Annotated in this window: 13 protein-coding genes and 1 pseudogene; 6 read left to right on the plus strand and 8 right to left on the minus strand. The window is 60.6% G+C overall.

Features of this window, described 5'->3' with window-relative positions:
- The first annotated feature begins 6 nt into the window (after window positions 1-6).
- Window positions 7-2,652, plus strand: a complete 2,646-nt coding sequence (gene pepN / locus EDF61_RS04595; protein WP_133833397.1) for an aminopeptidase N — start codon at window positions 7-9, stop codon at window positions 2,650-2,652.
- 29 nt (window positions 2,653-2,681) lie between these two features.
- On the opposite strand, the gene EDF61_RS19030 is transcribed toward pepN, so the two are convergent.
- Both EDF61_RS19030 and lplAB read right to left on the minus strand, forming a co-directional pair.
- Entirely contained in the window at window positions 2,682-2,807 is a 126-nt protein-coding gene (locus EDF61_RS19030) for a hypothetical protein (protein WP_286172100.1), read from the minus strand.
- Between the two features lie 66 nt (window positions 2,808-2,873).
- Window positions 2,874-3,929, minus strand: coding sequence for a lipoate-protein ligase LplAB (gene lplAB / locus EDF61_RS04600; protein WP_133833398.1), 1,056 nt, complete (start codon window positions 3,927-3,929; stop codon window positions 2,874-2,876).
- A gap of 171 nt (window positions 3,930-4,100) precedes the next feature.
- On the opposite strand from lplAB, the gene EDF61_RS04605 reads away from it, so the two are divergent.
- From EDF61_RS04605 to EDF61_RS19035, 3 genes and pseudogenes are all read left to right on the plus strand, one after another.
- Window positions 4,101-5,282, plus strand: a complete 1,182-nt coding sequence (locus EDF61_RS04605; protein ID WP_133833399.1) for a DUF222 domain-containing protein — start codon at window positions 4,101-4,103, stop codon at window positions 5,280-5,282.
- Window positions 5,215-5,388, plus strand: a pseudogene (locus EDF61_RS19165) (HNH endonuclease); the annotation flags it as partial. The gene EDF61_RS04605 and the pseudogene EDF61_RS19165, both read left to right, overlap by 68 nt.
- An 18-nt stretch (window positions 5,389-5,406) precedes the next feature.
- On the plus strand, window positions 5,407-5,700 hold the full coding sequence (locus EDF61_RS19035) for a hypothetical protein (protein WP_286172101.1): 294 nt from the start codon (window positions 5,407-5,409) through the stop codon (window positions 5,698-5,700).
- A 750-nt stretch (window positions 5,701-6,450) separates the two neighbouring features.
- Here EDF61_RS19035 and EDF61_RS04615 read toward each other — a convergent pair.
- From EDF61_RS04615 to EDF61_RS04630, 4 genes are all read right to left on the minus strand, one after another.
- Entirely contained in the window at window positions 6,451-6,708 is a 258-nt protein-coding gene (locus tag EDF61_RS04615; RefSeq protein ID WP_013348950.1) for a type B 50S ribosomal protein L31, read from the minus strand.
- Between the two features lie 147 nt (window positions 6,709-6,855).
- Window positions 6,856-7,689, minus strand: a complete 834-nt coding sequence (locus tag EDF61_RS04620; RefSeq protein ID WP_105657801.1) for a TrmH family RNA methyltransferase — start codon at window positions 7,687-7,689, stop codon at window positions 6,856-6,858.
- A 4-nt stretch (window positions 7,690-7,693) separates the two neighbouring features.
- Entirely contained in the window at window positions 7,694-8,491 is a 798-nt protein-coding gene (locus EDF61_RS04625; protein WP_133833401.1) for a sulfite exporter TauE/SafE family protein, read from the minus strand.
- Between the two features lie 28 nt (window positions 8,492-8,519).
- Complete coding sequence (locus EDF61_RS04630; protein WP_133833402.1) at window positions 8,520-9,305, minus strand: ABC transporter ATP-binding protein; 786 nt, start codon at window positions 9,303-9,305, stop codon at window positions 8,520-8,522.
- 187 nt (window positions 9,306-9,492) lie between these two features.
- On the opposite strand from EDF61_RS04630, the gene serB reads away from it, so the two are divergent.
- Both serB and EDF61_RS04640 read left to right on the plus strand, forming a co-directional pair.
- Window positions 9,493-10,413 (plus strand): phosphoserine phosphatase SerB, encoded by a 921-nt coding sequence (gene serB / locus EDF61_RS04635; protein ID WP_105657798.1) that lies wholly within the window; start codon window positions 9,493-9,495, stop codon window positions 10,411-10,413.
- 161 nt (window positions 10,414-10,574) lie between these two features.
- A complete protein-coding gene (locus tag EDF61_RS04640) occupies window positions 10,575-12,323 on the plus strand; it encodes a VanW family protein (RefSeq protein ID WP_105657797.1) in 1,749 nt (582 codons plus the stop codon).
- A 149-nt stretch (window positions 12,324-12,472) separates the two neighbouring features.
- On the opposite strand, the gene EDF61_RS04645 is transcribed toward EDF61_RS04640, so the two are convergent.
- Entirely contained in the window at window positions 12,473-13,222 is a 750-nt protein-coding gene (locus tag EDF61_RS04645; protein ID WP_105661240.1) for an SDR family oxidoreductase, read from the minus strand.
- Window positions 13,223-13,256: 34 nt separating this feature from the next.
- On the minus strand, window positions 13,257-13,979 hold the full coding sequence (locus EDF61_RS04650) for a beta-ketoacyl-ACP reductase (RefSeq protein ID WP_105657795.1): 723 nt from the start codon (window positions 13,977-13,979) through the stop codon (window positions 13,257-13,259).
- Between the last annotated feature and the right edge of the window lie 183 nt (window positions 13,980-14,162).

Here is a 14,162-nt window from a genome sequence, read left to right on the forward strand (position 1 = left end):
GGGGTGGTGGACACACTTCAACGCTATGCACCCAATGAAAACCTCAGGCGCGACGAAGCGGCCTGGCGCGCACGGAATATCGAATGGCACTTCGCCGAGGTCCAGCTCGATCTTTCCAATGCCACCGATCGCACAGCCACCAGCTTCAGCTCGATCACCACGCTGAACTTCAGCTCCAAGGATCCGGCAGCCTTCATCGACTTCATCCACGAATCCGTGGACGAGGTACTGGTCAACGGCACCGCGATCGACCTGGAATCCGCAGTGCTCGATGCACGCATCTACCTCGATCAGCTGCGCACCGACGTGCCGAACACCGTGAAGATCACCGGACGGGCGATCTACTCGCGCTCCGGCGAGGGCCTGCACCGCTTCGTGGATCCGCAGGATGGCCAAACCTACCTCTACACCCAGTTCGAGCCTTCCGAGGCGCGCCGGGTCTTCGCCTGCTTCGAGCAGCCCGACCTGAAGACCAGCTACCGCTTCACCCTCACCGGCCCGGCAGCCTGGCATCTGGCCAGCAACCAGCCGATCGTCGATGAGGTACTGCACGATGACGGCACCAAGACCGTGGCCTGCGCCCCGACTCCCCCGATCTCCAGCTACATCACCGCGGTGCTGGCCGGACCGTACCACGTGGTGAGCGGCGAGCATCTCCAGCGGCTGGATGACGGCGAAGAGCTGAGCATCGAGATGGCCGCCACCTGCCGTGCCTCGCTGGCCGGGCACTTCGACGGCGACGAGATCATCAAGCTGACCAGCCAGGGCCTGGACTACTACCACCAGCTGTTCGACTACCCCTACCCGTGGGGCAAGTACGACTCGGCGTTCGTGCCGGAGTACAACCTCGGCGCCATGGAAAACCCGGGCCTGGTTACCTTCACCGAACGCTACGTCTTCACCTCGCATGCCACCGAAGGCCAGTACGAGCAGCGCGGCAACACCCTGATGCACGAAATGGCGCACATGTGGTTCGGCGACCTGGTCACCATGAAGTGGTGGGATGACCTGTGGCTCAAGGAATCCTTCGCCGACTACATCGGCACCCTGGCCAACGACGAAGCCAGCGATTTCACCACCGCGTGGACCACCTTCGCGGCGCGCCGCAAGGCCTGGGCCTACGTGGCCGACCAGATGCCCACCACCCACCCCATCGTGGCCGACATCCCGGACCTGCTGGCCGCGGACCAGAATTTCGATGGCATCACCTATGCCAAGGGCGCCAGCGTGCTCAAGCAGCTGGCCGCCTTTGTCGGCGCCGAGGCCTTCCGCGACGCCGCCCGCGCCTACTTCCGCAAGCACGCCTACGGCAATACCTCGTTGGATGACTTCCTCGAAGCGCTCGAAGCGGCCAGCGGCCGCGATATGCGCCAGTGGGCGGATGCCTGGCTGAAGACCAGCGGCGTACCGAAGCTGCACGTCGAGTACACCACCGATGCCGGCGGCACCATCACCGCGGCATCGCTGATCCAGTCGGGCACCGATCCGGTCACCGGGCAGAAGATCGCCCGCCCGCATGTGCTTTCGGTCGGCGCCTACCAGCTGGACGGGAACCAGCTGGTGCGCACCGACTCGGTGGACGTGGAGCTCTCCGGCGAATCGGCGGCCCTGGACTTCCTGGTCGGACGCCGGATCCCGGATCTGCTGCTGCCCAACGACGGCGATGAGACCTATGCGCTGATCGAATTCGACCCGGTTTCGCGTGCCACCTTGCTCGGCCACCTCTCGGGCCTGGGCGACTCGCTGCCCCGCGCCACCTGCTGGGCGTCGCTGTGGGATGCGGTGCGATCGGCTACCTTGGATGCGCAAAGCTACGTGCAGGCGATCCTCGATCACGCGCACGCCGTCACCGACGCGGGCGTCTTCGGGGTGCTTACCGACCAGTTGGCCACCTCGATTTCCAAGTACGTTGCCCCCGAGCTGCGCGCGGAGCTGCGCCAGAAGGCCGCCGCAACCCTCACCGGGTGGCTCACCCGGTTCGAGGCCGGCGGAGACCAGCAGACCACCACCGCGCGCACCCTGGTTCGCCTGGCCCGTGCCGGCGTGGCTCCGGAGGTGCTCGACGCCTTCCTGGGCGAGCAGCCCAATGCCTACCAGGTCACCGTCGATGAGCAGCTGCTGTGGGGTTCCTACATCGCGCTGGCCGCTTCCGGCCGGCTCGACGAGGCCGCCGAGGCATCCATGCACGAAGCGGCCAAGGCCAACCCCACCAGCGTGGCGCAGAATTCGGTTCGCACCGCGCTGGCGGCGCGCCCGGATCCGCAGGCCAAGGACACCGCTTTCGACACCGTGCTGATGGCGCGCGATGAGCACGGAGAGCTGTCCAACGATGCCCTCTCGGCCACCGCGCTGGGCTTCACCATGGGTTCCTCCGCCCTGCTGGCACCGTTCGAGGAACGCTACTGGGCCGCGATCCTGCCGGTCTTCGAGACCATGGGCATGGAATTCGCCACGCGCGTGATCGAGGGGCTGTATCCAGGGCACCAGGATCTCCAGGGCGCCATCGAGCAGAACCATGCACTGGCTACCGCGACCAGCTGGCTGGAACGCCATGAGAGCGCACCGGCCGCCCTCAAGCGCATCCTGCTTGAGGAACGCGCAGAACTGGAACGCTCGCTGAAGGCCCAGGCCTACAGCCGCACCAGCCGCTAGGCGCTGGCCCTCCGAAGCCGGCCCGCTGCTCATCCACGCAGCGGGCCGGCCAAGAGCCGCAGGCCGTTGCCGGTGGCGCAACTGGTTCCAGTGCGGGTCTGCCCTGCGGCCGAACCCGGCCGGCCCAGCGGAGATGGCAGGGCCACAGCAACCATGGCCTCAAGCAAAACAAGGGCCTGGCCTCGAACTTGATCGAGAACAGGCCCTTGGATCTTGGCTCGCTACGGAACCCGCGCGGACCACTGCGCGGTAGCGAATTTGGCCTCGGCCAATTCCTTCGCCGCCAGACGGGATTCGGCATCCAGCTGCGCCGGCTTGGCCCCGGTGCGCTTGGCGAAGGTGTCCATCATGACGTTGATGATCTCCATGCGATCCAGCTTTGTCTGCGACTTCAGCGGATCCACACGCTTGACCGCTGAGGTGATGCCCTTGTCGGAGATCTTCTCCCGGCCAATGCGCAGCACCTGGGTCATCTTCTCCGCGTCGATGTCGTAGCTCATCGTGACGTGGTGCAGCATCGCACCGTTGGCCAGGCGCTTTTGCGCTGCGCCGCCGATCTTGCCGGCAGGGGTCGCGATGTCGTTCAGCGGCTTGTAGTACGCTTCCAGGCCGATGCTTTCCAGCGCTTCCATCACCCAGGCGTCCAGGTACGGGTAGGAATCGGCAAAGCTCATGCCGTCCACCAGGGATTCAGGAGCGTAGAGCGAGTAGGTAATGCAGTTGCCAGCTTCCATGAACATCGCGCCGCCTCCGGAAATGCGGCGAACCACCTGGATGCCGTGCTTTTCGGCTTGCTCCATGTCCACTTCGTTCTTCAGCGACTGGAAGGATCCGATCACGACGGCACCTTCGCTCCAGTCCCAGAAACGGATGGTCGGCTTGCGGGTCCCCTTGGCGATTTGCCGGGTCAGCACCTCATCCAGCGCCACTTGCTCGGTGATTGGAATGATCTCCGGGCCCAGGACTTCCCACTCGTGGTCTTCCCACTTGGTGGCGTGTCCCAGCGCGCGGCGGACGACGCGCGCGATGGCGTCTTCGTCAAAACCGAACATCACTGCGCCTTCACGCAGATTGTCGGTTACCGCATTGCGTATGGTGCTGTGGCTGGCGTCCGCTGGCAAACCGCGTAGCGCATCATTCAAGTCATCGAGTGCATCATCTGGTTCCAGGAAGAAGTCGCCATTCAATGACACTTCGGTGATCACGCCATCGGAAGTATCCAGATCTACAACGACTAATTTGCCACCGACTACCTTGTATTCACCATGATGCTTCATGGTTTCATTCTATCCCCGGCTGCCCGCTAGTCGAATCCACGCACCCCCGGATTCGGTGGTTCGCAGTGGCAACATTCGACGCCGGATAACAATCGAATAAATATTCGAGAATACTTCCACATTCCGCGGATTTCCGGGCCAAACTGTCTGTTGCCGGCAGGATAATTAACTATGGCTATACCCGATTTCATCCATGACGACGATGATGAACATCGTCTACCGTTGCCCCCAGCTGGCACTCGCACAGAATCCCACAAGGATTCGTTATTCAGCGACCATCTCGAACATCACCTGTTCCATGGTCCGCTGAAGCAATTGGCAGATGAGCTCTACGACGCGGGCCCGCTCAATGGCCCCGACGACGCCCTCGAACGGCTGAAGAAGATCCAACGCATTCAGAGCACCCTCGATGCAATGACATCTGTGCTGCTGGCCGATTCAGTAGAACAAGTCAGTGAATCATTTGCCGATATGATCGCCACCGCGGGGACCACTACCGAGGAGGAGGAACGCGAGGCTCGGAAAAGTGCTCAATACTATGGCGTTGACCGCGGCAGTGACCAGGTCATCAACTCCAACTTCATCGCAGAAGCGGCTGTCGCGCTGCGTGAGACCCCTCGCATGGTAGGCAAGCGGATGTTCTATGCCAAGGGTCTTCGCTACGCCTGCAAGGAAACCCTCACGGCTCTGGCTGCGGGAGAGATCACGCCCAAGGCAGCGCATGACATTGTGAAGTATTCGCAGGATTTGCTCCCCGAGCAAATCGTGCAGATGCAACGCGTGCTGTTGCCCATGGCGAAGACTGCGTCTGATGACGCGATATACCAACGCGCACGCCGGTTCCATGACAGGATGTGCCCGGAGGCCGCCGAGCAAAGGCACAAGAAGTCTGAAAAGAATCGCAAGCTCACGCTGTGGGATAACGAAAATGGCATGTCCACCCTCAAGTACTACAACAGTGCCGCAGTGATTCATTCCATCAAGAACTCCGTGAAGTGGCTAGCTGATCAGCATAACGATCCGCAGGATCCCCGTACCCGGGAGCAAATAGAAGCGGACGCCTTTGCAGACATCATCCTCAACGGCTGGCCGGACCGGGAAGGCACGCCCCTCAAGCCACGGGTATCCATCACGATTCCCGCGGTGGAAATGCTGGCGGATCCCACAAGGACCGTGGCTGACCTGGAAGGCTACGGCCCCATCCCACTGGGGGGTCGCATTGGCGTTGGCAAAGGATGCGCCTTCGTTCCAGCGCGTGCTGACCGATCCATGGACTGGCGCCGCGATGGATGTCGAGCGCAGGCGCTACCGGCCCTCGCAGAGTCTCAAGGATCTGTTACGGCACCGCGATGAGCATTGCTGCTTCCCCGGCTGTCGCCGTCCAGCTGACCGCTCCGAGATTGACCATATAAATGGCTGGGCTCACGGAGGGCATACGACCAGGGACAATACGCATCTGCTGTGCAAGCAGCATCAAATGTTCAAGCATGCATTGGGTTGGAAAGTCGTTCCGCGTCCTGACGGATCCAAGATGTGGGTGACTCCACACGGGCTGAGCGCACTCGTTATTCCGGAAAGCGTCAAGCGTGTGGACCAATTCGATCATGTAAATGATCATTGCCCAGAGCGCCCTAAGGTCATTCCTTTGCCGCATATTCGACTCACGGCAGAAGTACGCAGGGTACTTGGGCTCAAGCCTCGCGTCGACATTCCAGACGAGGATCCCGGTCCTGAATCGCCGCCAGATGACGGCCAGAAGGAAACAGGCTGAGGACGCTATCCCGATTGACCGGTTTTTGGGTGACAGAATTTTTCAGTCACCAGCACCTCCACACCACCAATAACACCATTCACGCAACGGCGATGGAGCCAGTTGCTCGGAGCAGTGCGGCCAAGACGTCTGCTTCGACGAGTCAGCGAATCCTTATTCAGCCGCCACTGGAAACCCCGACGGCTATAGCACCGAAAAGCTCTGGGCAAACGCTCCTGACAATATTTTTCAGTCAATGGCGCCTCCAGGCAACTGCCAAAATGCCCGATGCGCACCGCTGTGCCAAAAACGGGACCTCTACGACAGTTCCGTGAAAACATTTTTCAGTCATCCCCGGCTGCCCCGACGGCTATTGCGCCGAACGACGCTGGGGCGAACGCTGCTGACAATATTTTTCAGTCACTGGCGCATCGAGACGACTACCAAAATGCCACTAGCGCATCGCGGCGCGAAAAAGGAATCCTCCTAGTCAGTTAAGTGAGAGCATTTTCAGTCATCTCCTGCCGCCCCGACGGCTATTGCGCCGAACGACGCTGGGGCGAACGCTGCTGACAATATTTTTCAGTCACTGGCGCATCCAGGAAACTGCCAAGATGCCGCGATGCGCATCGTGGCGCGAAAAACGAATCCTCTTAGACGGTTCCGTGAAAACATTTTTCAGTCACTGATGGACAGGTGTGCTGTTAAAGCAGCAGCGGCGTATTTCCAAATACTGGAAACACGCCGCGAAAGCTTGCTAGGGGCGAAGTATTACTTCTTGCCGCCGAAGCCCTTGAAGCGGGCGTTGAAGCGCTCGACACGACCAGCGGTGTCCATGATGCGCTGCTTGCCGGTGTAGAACGGGTGCGAAGCTGCCGAGATTTCGACGTCGATTACTGGGTAGGTGTTGCCATCTTCCCATTCGATGGTCTTGTCCGACTTAGCGGTCGAACGGGTCAGGATCTTCTCGCCGGATGCCAGGTCGTTGAAGACAACTGGGCCGTACTGTGGATGGATATCAGCCTTCATAGCTATACACCTTTTTTGTTTATGGCCACTGGATTTTGCCAGTAGCTACTTACTCGGAAATTGTGTCCCGCATTCAGGGCTCCATGAAGAGACCTCAATGCACAGACAGTCCATCCTATCGCAAAAGCGGCGGCGGCAGAAACCTTCTTAGCGTGGCGCGGAGCACAAATGCCAGAATGCAATTGCGCTAGCGGCACCAACATTCAGGGAATCCACTTCGCGGTACATAGGGATGATCACGGTCCGGTCAACGGCGGCCAGAGCTTCATCGGTAACTCCCCTGCCTTCGTTGCCCAAGATCATGGCGACCTTCTGGCCAGACTTGATCTCTACTTCGTTTAGCGGGATCGCGTCCTCGGTCAGTTCCATGGCGAGCATCTCGTAGCCATGCCTCTTCAAGGTCTGGATGTCCTCTGGCCACGACAGCATGCGTACCCAAGGAAGGTCGAAGACCGTCCCCATTGAGACGCGGGCGCTGCGACGGTACCAGGGGTCCACGCATTTGGGGGTGAGCAGCACGGCGTCAACGCCGAGCCCTGAAGCCGAACGGATAATTGCGCCGAGGTTAGTATGGTCGGCGATGTCTTCCAAGATGGCAACGCGCGAACTGGCTTCAAGCACTTCGTCCAGATCCAGCGGTTCGGGACGATTCATCGCTGCCATGGCGCCGCGGTGCAAGTGGAAGCCGACCAGATCCTGGAGCTGCCGATCATCCCCAATGAAAATCGGCGCGTCTGGGAAACGGTTGAACTCCTCGGTTAGCTGGTCCAGATGCTTTTCGGCGAGCAAGAAGCTGCGCGGCACGTGGCCCGCGTTGATCGCACGCTGCACCACTTTGGTGCTCTCGGCAATGTAGAGCCCGTTTTCCACGTCAGTGCGCATACGCAGGTTCGCTTCGGAGAGCCGGAGGTACTCGTCGAGGCGGGAATCGGCCAGATCCGCGACCGGCAGGATCCGTTCAGGGTTGAGAATTTCAGCCACGAAGCTACACCAACTTGTAGAGCATGTTGCCCAGGGCGACCAGGCCCAGGATGACGATGACCAGGCGCAGCAGCCCAGGCGAGAGCTTGCGGCCAATCTTGGCGCCGGCAAATCCGCCGATCAGCGAGCCGACAGCGATAAGCAGGACGACGAGCCAATTGATGCGTTCCGGCGCAATGATCAGGTACATCGCGGCCGCCACGAGATTCACGATCAGGGAGAGGATGACCTTGATTGCATTGGACTGCTGCAGGGATGCTTGCAAGAACACGCCGAATACCGCCATCAGCAGGACTCCCTGCGCGGCGGTGAAGTAGCCGCCGTAGACACCGATGATGAACACCAGGATGTAGAGGACCATTGGAATCTGGGCGCGATCGGCATCATCCGGGTCGGTGCCGCCGGAAGCGGCCTGCCGGGTCTTCGCCCACTTGGCAAGACGGGGCTGGAAGATCACCAGCACCAGCGCGCAAACCAGCAGCACCGGCGCAACGATGCCGAAGACGGACTCCGGCAGGTTCAGGAGGAGCAAGGAACCGATCAACCCGCCGACCAGTGAAACCGGCACGAGTTTGAGCAGCGTCTTCTTGACGCTGGCAGCTTCTCGACGGTACCCCCAGGCACCGGAGAAGCCACCAGCAACCAGACCCATGGCGTTGGAGACGACGGCATTCACCGGAGCCATGCCCAACGCCACGAGAATGGGGAAAGTGACCAACGTGCCCGAACCGACGACGGTGTTGATAGTTCCGGCCCACAGTCCGCCAATGAAGACCAGGGCTTCGCGCCAAAATTCGATCACGTGGAATTTTCCCCTTTAGTTATTGCTGTTAGCTGCGTGCAAAAGCAGAGTAGCGTCCACCTTCACGGCGCAGGCTCAGCGGCATGCCATAGGTTGCTTCCAGGTTCGCTTCGTTCAGCGTGGATTCGATCTCGCCGGCAGCGACAACTTCGCCGTCGCGCATCATCAGGATGTGGGTGAATCCCGCTGGCACCTCTTCAAGGTGGTGGGTTACCAGAACCAGCGCCGGGGCATCCTCGTCGGCTGCCAGTTCCGCCATCTTGCCAACCAGGTCTTCGCGCCCGGCAAGGTCCAAGCCTGCTGCAGGCTCATCGAGGATCAGCAGTTCGGGATCGGTCATCAAGGCACGGGCGATCAGCACGCGCTTGCGCTCGCCTTCGGAAAGCTTGCCGAAAGGCTGGTTCATGAAGGTGGACATGCCCCAGTTGTGCAGCAGATGGAAAGCACGGCGCTCATCGAGCTTCTCGTACTTCTCGCGCCAGCGACCGGTCATGCCGTAAGCCGCGGTGAGTACTACGTTCAGCGCGGTTTCGTTGGCTGGAATGGAGTTGGCAACCAGGGCTGAGCTCAGGCCGATCAACGGACGCAGATCGAAGACCGACACCTTGCCCAAACGTTCGCCAAGGATATCCGCGGTACCGCGGGTTGGGTGCAGCCGGGTGGCCGCAATGTTCATCAAGGTCGACTTGCCGGCGCCATTGGGGCCGATCACAATCCACCGCTGTCCTTCTTTGACTTCCCAGGACACGTCCTTGAGCAGGTCTTTTCGCCCGCGTACAACGCTGACATCTTTGAAAGTTAGCACTTCGCTCATGGTATTCAAGATTAGACTTTTCGCCCCTGTTTCACTAATTGGAAATGCCGAACGGGGCCTGAGATCGCCGGATTGACCTGTATTGCGTCCAACGGCAATACTAGTTCGCTCCCCTGGGCCTGGTCAGCAGCTTTGCGCCAACACGTCATGTTTGGTCGTAAACACCGAAGCAATGAAAAATGGTTGCATGGCTTCATCATTGGTTTTCGCATCCCGCCCCGCTTTCTCCCGCACAGACTTCAACGCTGTATTGCAGCAAGCGGCCGCCGCCGGGCTCATTCCCGCCGCGGACGAGAGCCAGATCAAAGCCAGCGAAGAGCGGCTGGTCGCCAAGTTCCGCCTTGAACAGGCCGATCAGGCGAAGCTGCAGCAGGCTGCTGCGGCATTCGTCGATGCGCAGGTCGCCGACGGCGCACTGGAATACGCGGACATGTGCGTAGCGGTGGTACCGGCCGAACTCGTCGATGCTCCGCAGCTGCTCTTGCTGATGGATGTCGATTCCACCTTGATCAAGCAGGAAGTCATCGAACTGCTCGCCGCTCACGCTGGACGGGAAGAAGAAGTGGCTGCGGTGACCGAAGCCGCGATGCGCGGTGAACTGGATTTCGCCCAGTCCTTGATCCAGCGCGTAGCTACCTTGAAGGATCTGCCAGATACTGTCCTTGCCGAGGTAGGCCAGCGCATTGTCCTCTCGGACGGCGCCGAAGCCCTGGTCAAGCGGTTCCACGCTGCTGGGCACAAGGTCGGCGTAGTTTCCGGCGGGTTCCAGCAGATCCTGGATCCGTTGGCTGCCCATCTGGGCCTGGACCATGCGCTGGCTAACACCTTGGGCATTTCCGAGGGAATTCTTGACGGAACCGTTCACGGCCAGATCGTCGATCGCGGCATGAAGGAAACGATGCTGCGCGCCTGGGCCGAGGAACATCACATCCCGATGACGGCAACCGTCGCCGCCGGTGATGGCGCCAATGATCTGGCCATGGTTGCTGCCGCGGGTTTGGGTGTGGCTTTCAATGCGAAGCCTGCCCTGCGCGATGAGGCGGACGTGCGCCTGGACTTCTCGCGCCTGGACGTCATCGCCGACCTAGTACTCAATGATTTGGCTTAGCGGAATCCAACAACTGCATAACAATTCTGCCGATAGCGGCTTTCGGTAACTTGATCGGTTGTTCCAGCGGTTAGTATTTCTATTGACGCGTTTAACGGCTGGCGGCATAAGTCCTAGCCGCGCGCGTAGCCCCTATCGCTTTCGAAAGAGCTACCAGACCAGTGCAGACCCCCTCCCCGGACAGTTCCTCAACTACGCCTACGCACTCCGCACAAGACAAGAAGAAGCCGAAGAGCAAGGCCAAGCCTTGGATCATTACCGGTTCTTGTGTTGCAGCCGTAGCCGCAGCATATTTCGGCGGAGCCGCCTATGTCAGTTCCCAGGTTCCAGCCAACGCGTCAATTGCGGGCGTGAACATCGGATCCATGAACAAGGACCAGGCTCGCGCCGAATTGGAACGCGAGGTACTCCCCCTGGCTGAAAAGCCAATGGATGTCACCGTCAACGGTGAAAAGTACACCCTGGATCCGGCCAAGGCCGGCCTGGAACTGAACGTTGATGAAACCATCAACGAACTGACTTCCTACGAAATCAACCCGGCCAAGCTCTACGAGCGGCTCACCGGCGAATTCCACGTCACCCCAGCGGTCGACGTAGATCAGGAAAAACTGGGCGCGCAGCTTGAAGCGCTGGCCAAGAAGGCCAATGCCGAGGTCGCCGAAGGAACCATCGATTTCAAGGATGGCACCTCGAAGCTGACCAAGCCCGTTGACGGCGTAGCGCTGAAGACCGAAGAAGCCGCCACACTGATCAGCGAGGAATGGGAAATTGCCGGCGCGGCGATCGACCTGCCTGCCGAGGTCAGCAAGCCGGCAATCTCTGCCGACGCCCTGCAGGCGTTCTACGACAAGGACGTCAAGGCGCTGCTGAAGGACGAGGTCATCCTGGCATCGGATGACAAGAAAGCGTCCATCTCGGCCGCGTCTATTGCCGCGGCGGCAAAGTACGCGCCCAAGGATGGCGCCCCAGCGATCGCATTGGATGACGAGAAGCTCTACAAGGCTGCGACGAAGAATTCCGATCTTTCCAGCACTGCCAAGGATGCGCAGATCGTCTTGAAGGACGGCAAGCCGTCCATCATCAAGTCCTCCAAGGGCATCTCGCTGGAGACCAAGGGCCTGGGCGCCAAGGTCCTGGCCGCCACCGCTGCCAAGAACCGCACTGCCGAAGTTGAGATGACCGAGAAGGAAGCCGACTTCACCACCGCAGATGCGAAGAAGCTCGGCATCAAGGAACCGATCGTCACCTTCTCCACTCCCTACCCGGCTTCCGATACCGTACGCACCAAGAACCTGCATGCCGGTTCGGCGCGCGTCAATGGCGATATCATCAAGCCCGGCGAACGCTTCTCGCTGCTGCAGGCCTTGGGCCCGATCACCGTGGCCAACGGCTATTACAGCTCCGGGGTCGTGGAAAGCGGCTTCAGCACCGAAGCCGTAGGCGGCGGACTCTCGCAGATCTCCACCCAGATGTACAACGTCGGCTTCCTGGCCGGATACGACGACATCACCCACAAGCCGCATTCGCGCTGGTTCGAGCGCTACCCCGCGGGACGCGAAGCCACCTTGTGGGAAGGCCAGATCGACATGATCTGGGAGAACAACACCCCCTACGGCGTGATGATCCAGGCCTGGGTTTCGGGCGACAAGGTCAATACCCGCCTGTGGTCCACCAAGTACTGGGATGTCTCGCAGAAGAGCTCGGGCAAGTACAACCAGACCAACCCCGAGACCAAGTACAACCCGGCCGAAAAGTGCGTCTCGGAATCTGGTGGCAAGAAGGGCTTCAGCATCGATATCACCCGCTACCGGGAAGCCTTCGATGGATCCAAGAAGCTGCCAGCTGAAACCAAGAGCTGGACCTACAGCCCATGGCACAAGATCGTCTGCGGCGACAAGCCCAAGGACTGATCCAAGCGAAATCGCCGGGCGCCTCCCTTTCGGAGGTGCCCGGCGATTTCGCTTAACCCTGCGCATTTTGCCCCAGGCACGGAAAAGCTGGCGGTCGGAACCCCTGCACGGGGTAACTGCCGCCAGCTGATGCGCGCTGCTGCGGGGGCTTACTTGCCCGACTGCTCCAGGAAGTCGCCTGCGCCGCCAACCAGCTCGGTGTGGCCGGTCTCGACGTCGGCGAAGACCATCTTGGCTACCTCGGCGCCGAACTCCTCGACGGAGTACAGCTTGCCGGCAGCTTCGCGGCGGGCGTCGATAGCACCTGGCTCCATGCGGTTGAGCAGGGTTGCGGTGATGGTCCCTTCGATCATGTCACCGGAGACCACCACGAAGGTGATGTTCTTCTCGGCCAGCTTCGGGATCATTTCGCGCAGTGCATCTTCGCCGGCGCGCTTGGACTTGGCCACAGCGTCGTAGGCATCCATGGTGGTTACTTCGTTGATGAAGTGCGCCTGGTGGCTGGTAACGAAGACCACGCGGCCGCCCTCGCTCAGCTGGGGCAGCGCGGCTTCCAGCATGGCCACCTGCGCGTCGCGGTTCAGGCGCAGCGCATAGTTTTCGCCCATGGAGGTTTCCATGCCGCCCGAAGCGTTGAGCACGACGACATCCAGCGAGCCGAAGTTCTCAACAGCCGCGTCAACCAGAGCCTGCGGACCCTCAACGGTGGTCAGGTCGGCGCCCACGGCAACGGCCTTGCCGCCCTTTTCTTCAATAGCGGCAACAATCTTGTTGGCGCGCGGGGCCTTGGCGCGGTAGTTGACCACTACGCCAACGCCCTGCTCGGCCAGCAGCTGCGCGGTCACCGCACCGATGCCGCGCGAGGAACCGGTTACAACGGCACCTTTGAATTCACTCATGGTGGTACTCCTTTGGATTTCTTGCTTAAATCTTCTAGTGGCCCATGCCCAGGCCGCCATCAACCGGGATCACGGCACCGGAGATGTAGCCTGCTTCGTCGCTGGCGATCCAGCGGACCACGTTGGCAACCTCTTCAGGCTCAGCAAAGCGGTTGGCCGGGATGCTGGAGAGGTATTCCTTCTGGGTGTCCTCTGGCAGCACAGCGGTCATCTCGGTGTTGATGAAGCCCGGAGCCACAACGTTGGCGGTGATGCCGCGTGAGCCCAGTTCACGGGTCAGCGAGCGGGCGATGCCCACCAGGCCGGCCTTGGACGCCGCGTAGTTGATCTGCCCTGGCGAGCCGTAAAGGCCGACGACCGAGGAAATCAGCACGACACGGCCGCGCTTGAGCCGGATCATGCCCTTGGACGCGCGCTTGATCACGCGGAAGGCGCCGGTGAGGTTGGTGTCGATCACCGAGGTGAAGTCGTCTTCGCTCATGCGCAGCAGCAGGGTGTCCTTGGTGACCCCCGCATTGGCGACGAGGACTTCTACCGGACCGTGGGCCGCTTCAACTTCCTTGAAGGCCGCGTCGATCGATTCGCCGTCGGTGACATCGGCCTTGACGCCGAGCAGTCCGGCGGGAACCTCGCCGCTGCGGTAGGTAATGGCCACTTTGTCGCCGTTGGCTTCGAATGCGCGCGCAATAGCAAGTCCGATGCCGCGGTTGCCGCCGGTCACGAGGACACTGCGGCCAGTGGTTGGTTCCGTAGTCAATGTATTTCTCCGTTCATGCGCTCGCTGTCCTGGCATGGTAAATCTCTCCAAGGGCCAGCCGAAAAGCGCACTTTGCCTAGTTAAGTAGCTACTCCGTGAACAATCCTATTAGTTACTACCCAGTTTTACCGCTTCGACAGCGCGTAGAAATTACACTCTTCGTGCCGCAGGTGAGACAATGGG

This window comes from Arthrobacter sp. JUb115, assembly GCF_004365035.1.
In the GTDB taxonomy this organism is placed as follows: Bacteria; Actinomycetota; Actinomycetes; order Actinomycetales; family Micrococcaceae; genus Glutamicibacter.

Excerpts from the sequence above, each read along its gene's own strand:
- EDF61_RS19030 (WP_286172100.1), bottom strand. The coding sequence starts at position 2,807 with ATGGTTGCTGTGGCCCTGCCATCTCCGCTGGGCCGGCCGGGTTCGGCC.
- lplAB (WP_133833398.1), bottom strand. The coding sequence starts at position 3,929 with ATGAAGCATCATGGTGAATACAAGGTAGTCGGTGGCAAATTAGTCGTT.
- EDF61_RS04605 (WP_133833399.1), top strand. The coding sequence starts at position 4,101 with ATGGCTATACCCGATTTCATCCATGACGACGATGATGAACATCGTCTA.
- EDF61_RS19035 (WP_286172101.1), top strand. The coding sequence starts at position 5,407 with ATGTTCAAGCATGCATTGGGTTGGAAAGTCGTTCCGCGTCCTGACGGA.
- EDF61_RS04615 (WP_013348950.1), bottom strand. The coding sequence starts at position 6,708 with ATGAAGGCTGATATCCATCCACAGTACGGCCCAGTTGTCTTCAACGAC.
- EDF61_RS04630 (WP_133833402.1), bottom strand. The coding sequence starts at position 9,305 with ATGAGCGAAGTGCTAACTTTCAAAGATGTCAGCGTTGTACGCGGGCGA.
- serB (WP_105657798.1), top strand. The coding sequence starts at position 9,493 with ATGGCTTCATCATTGGTTTTCGCATCCCGCCCCGCTTTCTCCCGCACA.
- EDF61_RS04645 (WP_105661240.1), bottom strand. The coding sequence starts at position 13,222 with ATGAGTGAATTCAAAGGTGCCGTTGTAACCGGTTCCTCGCGCGGCATC.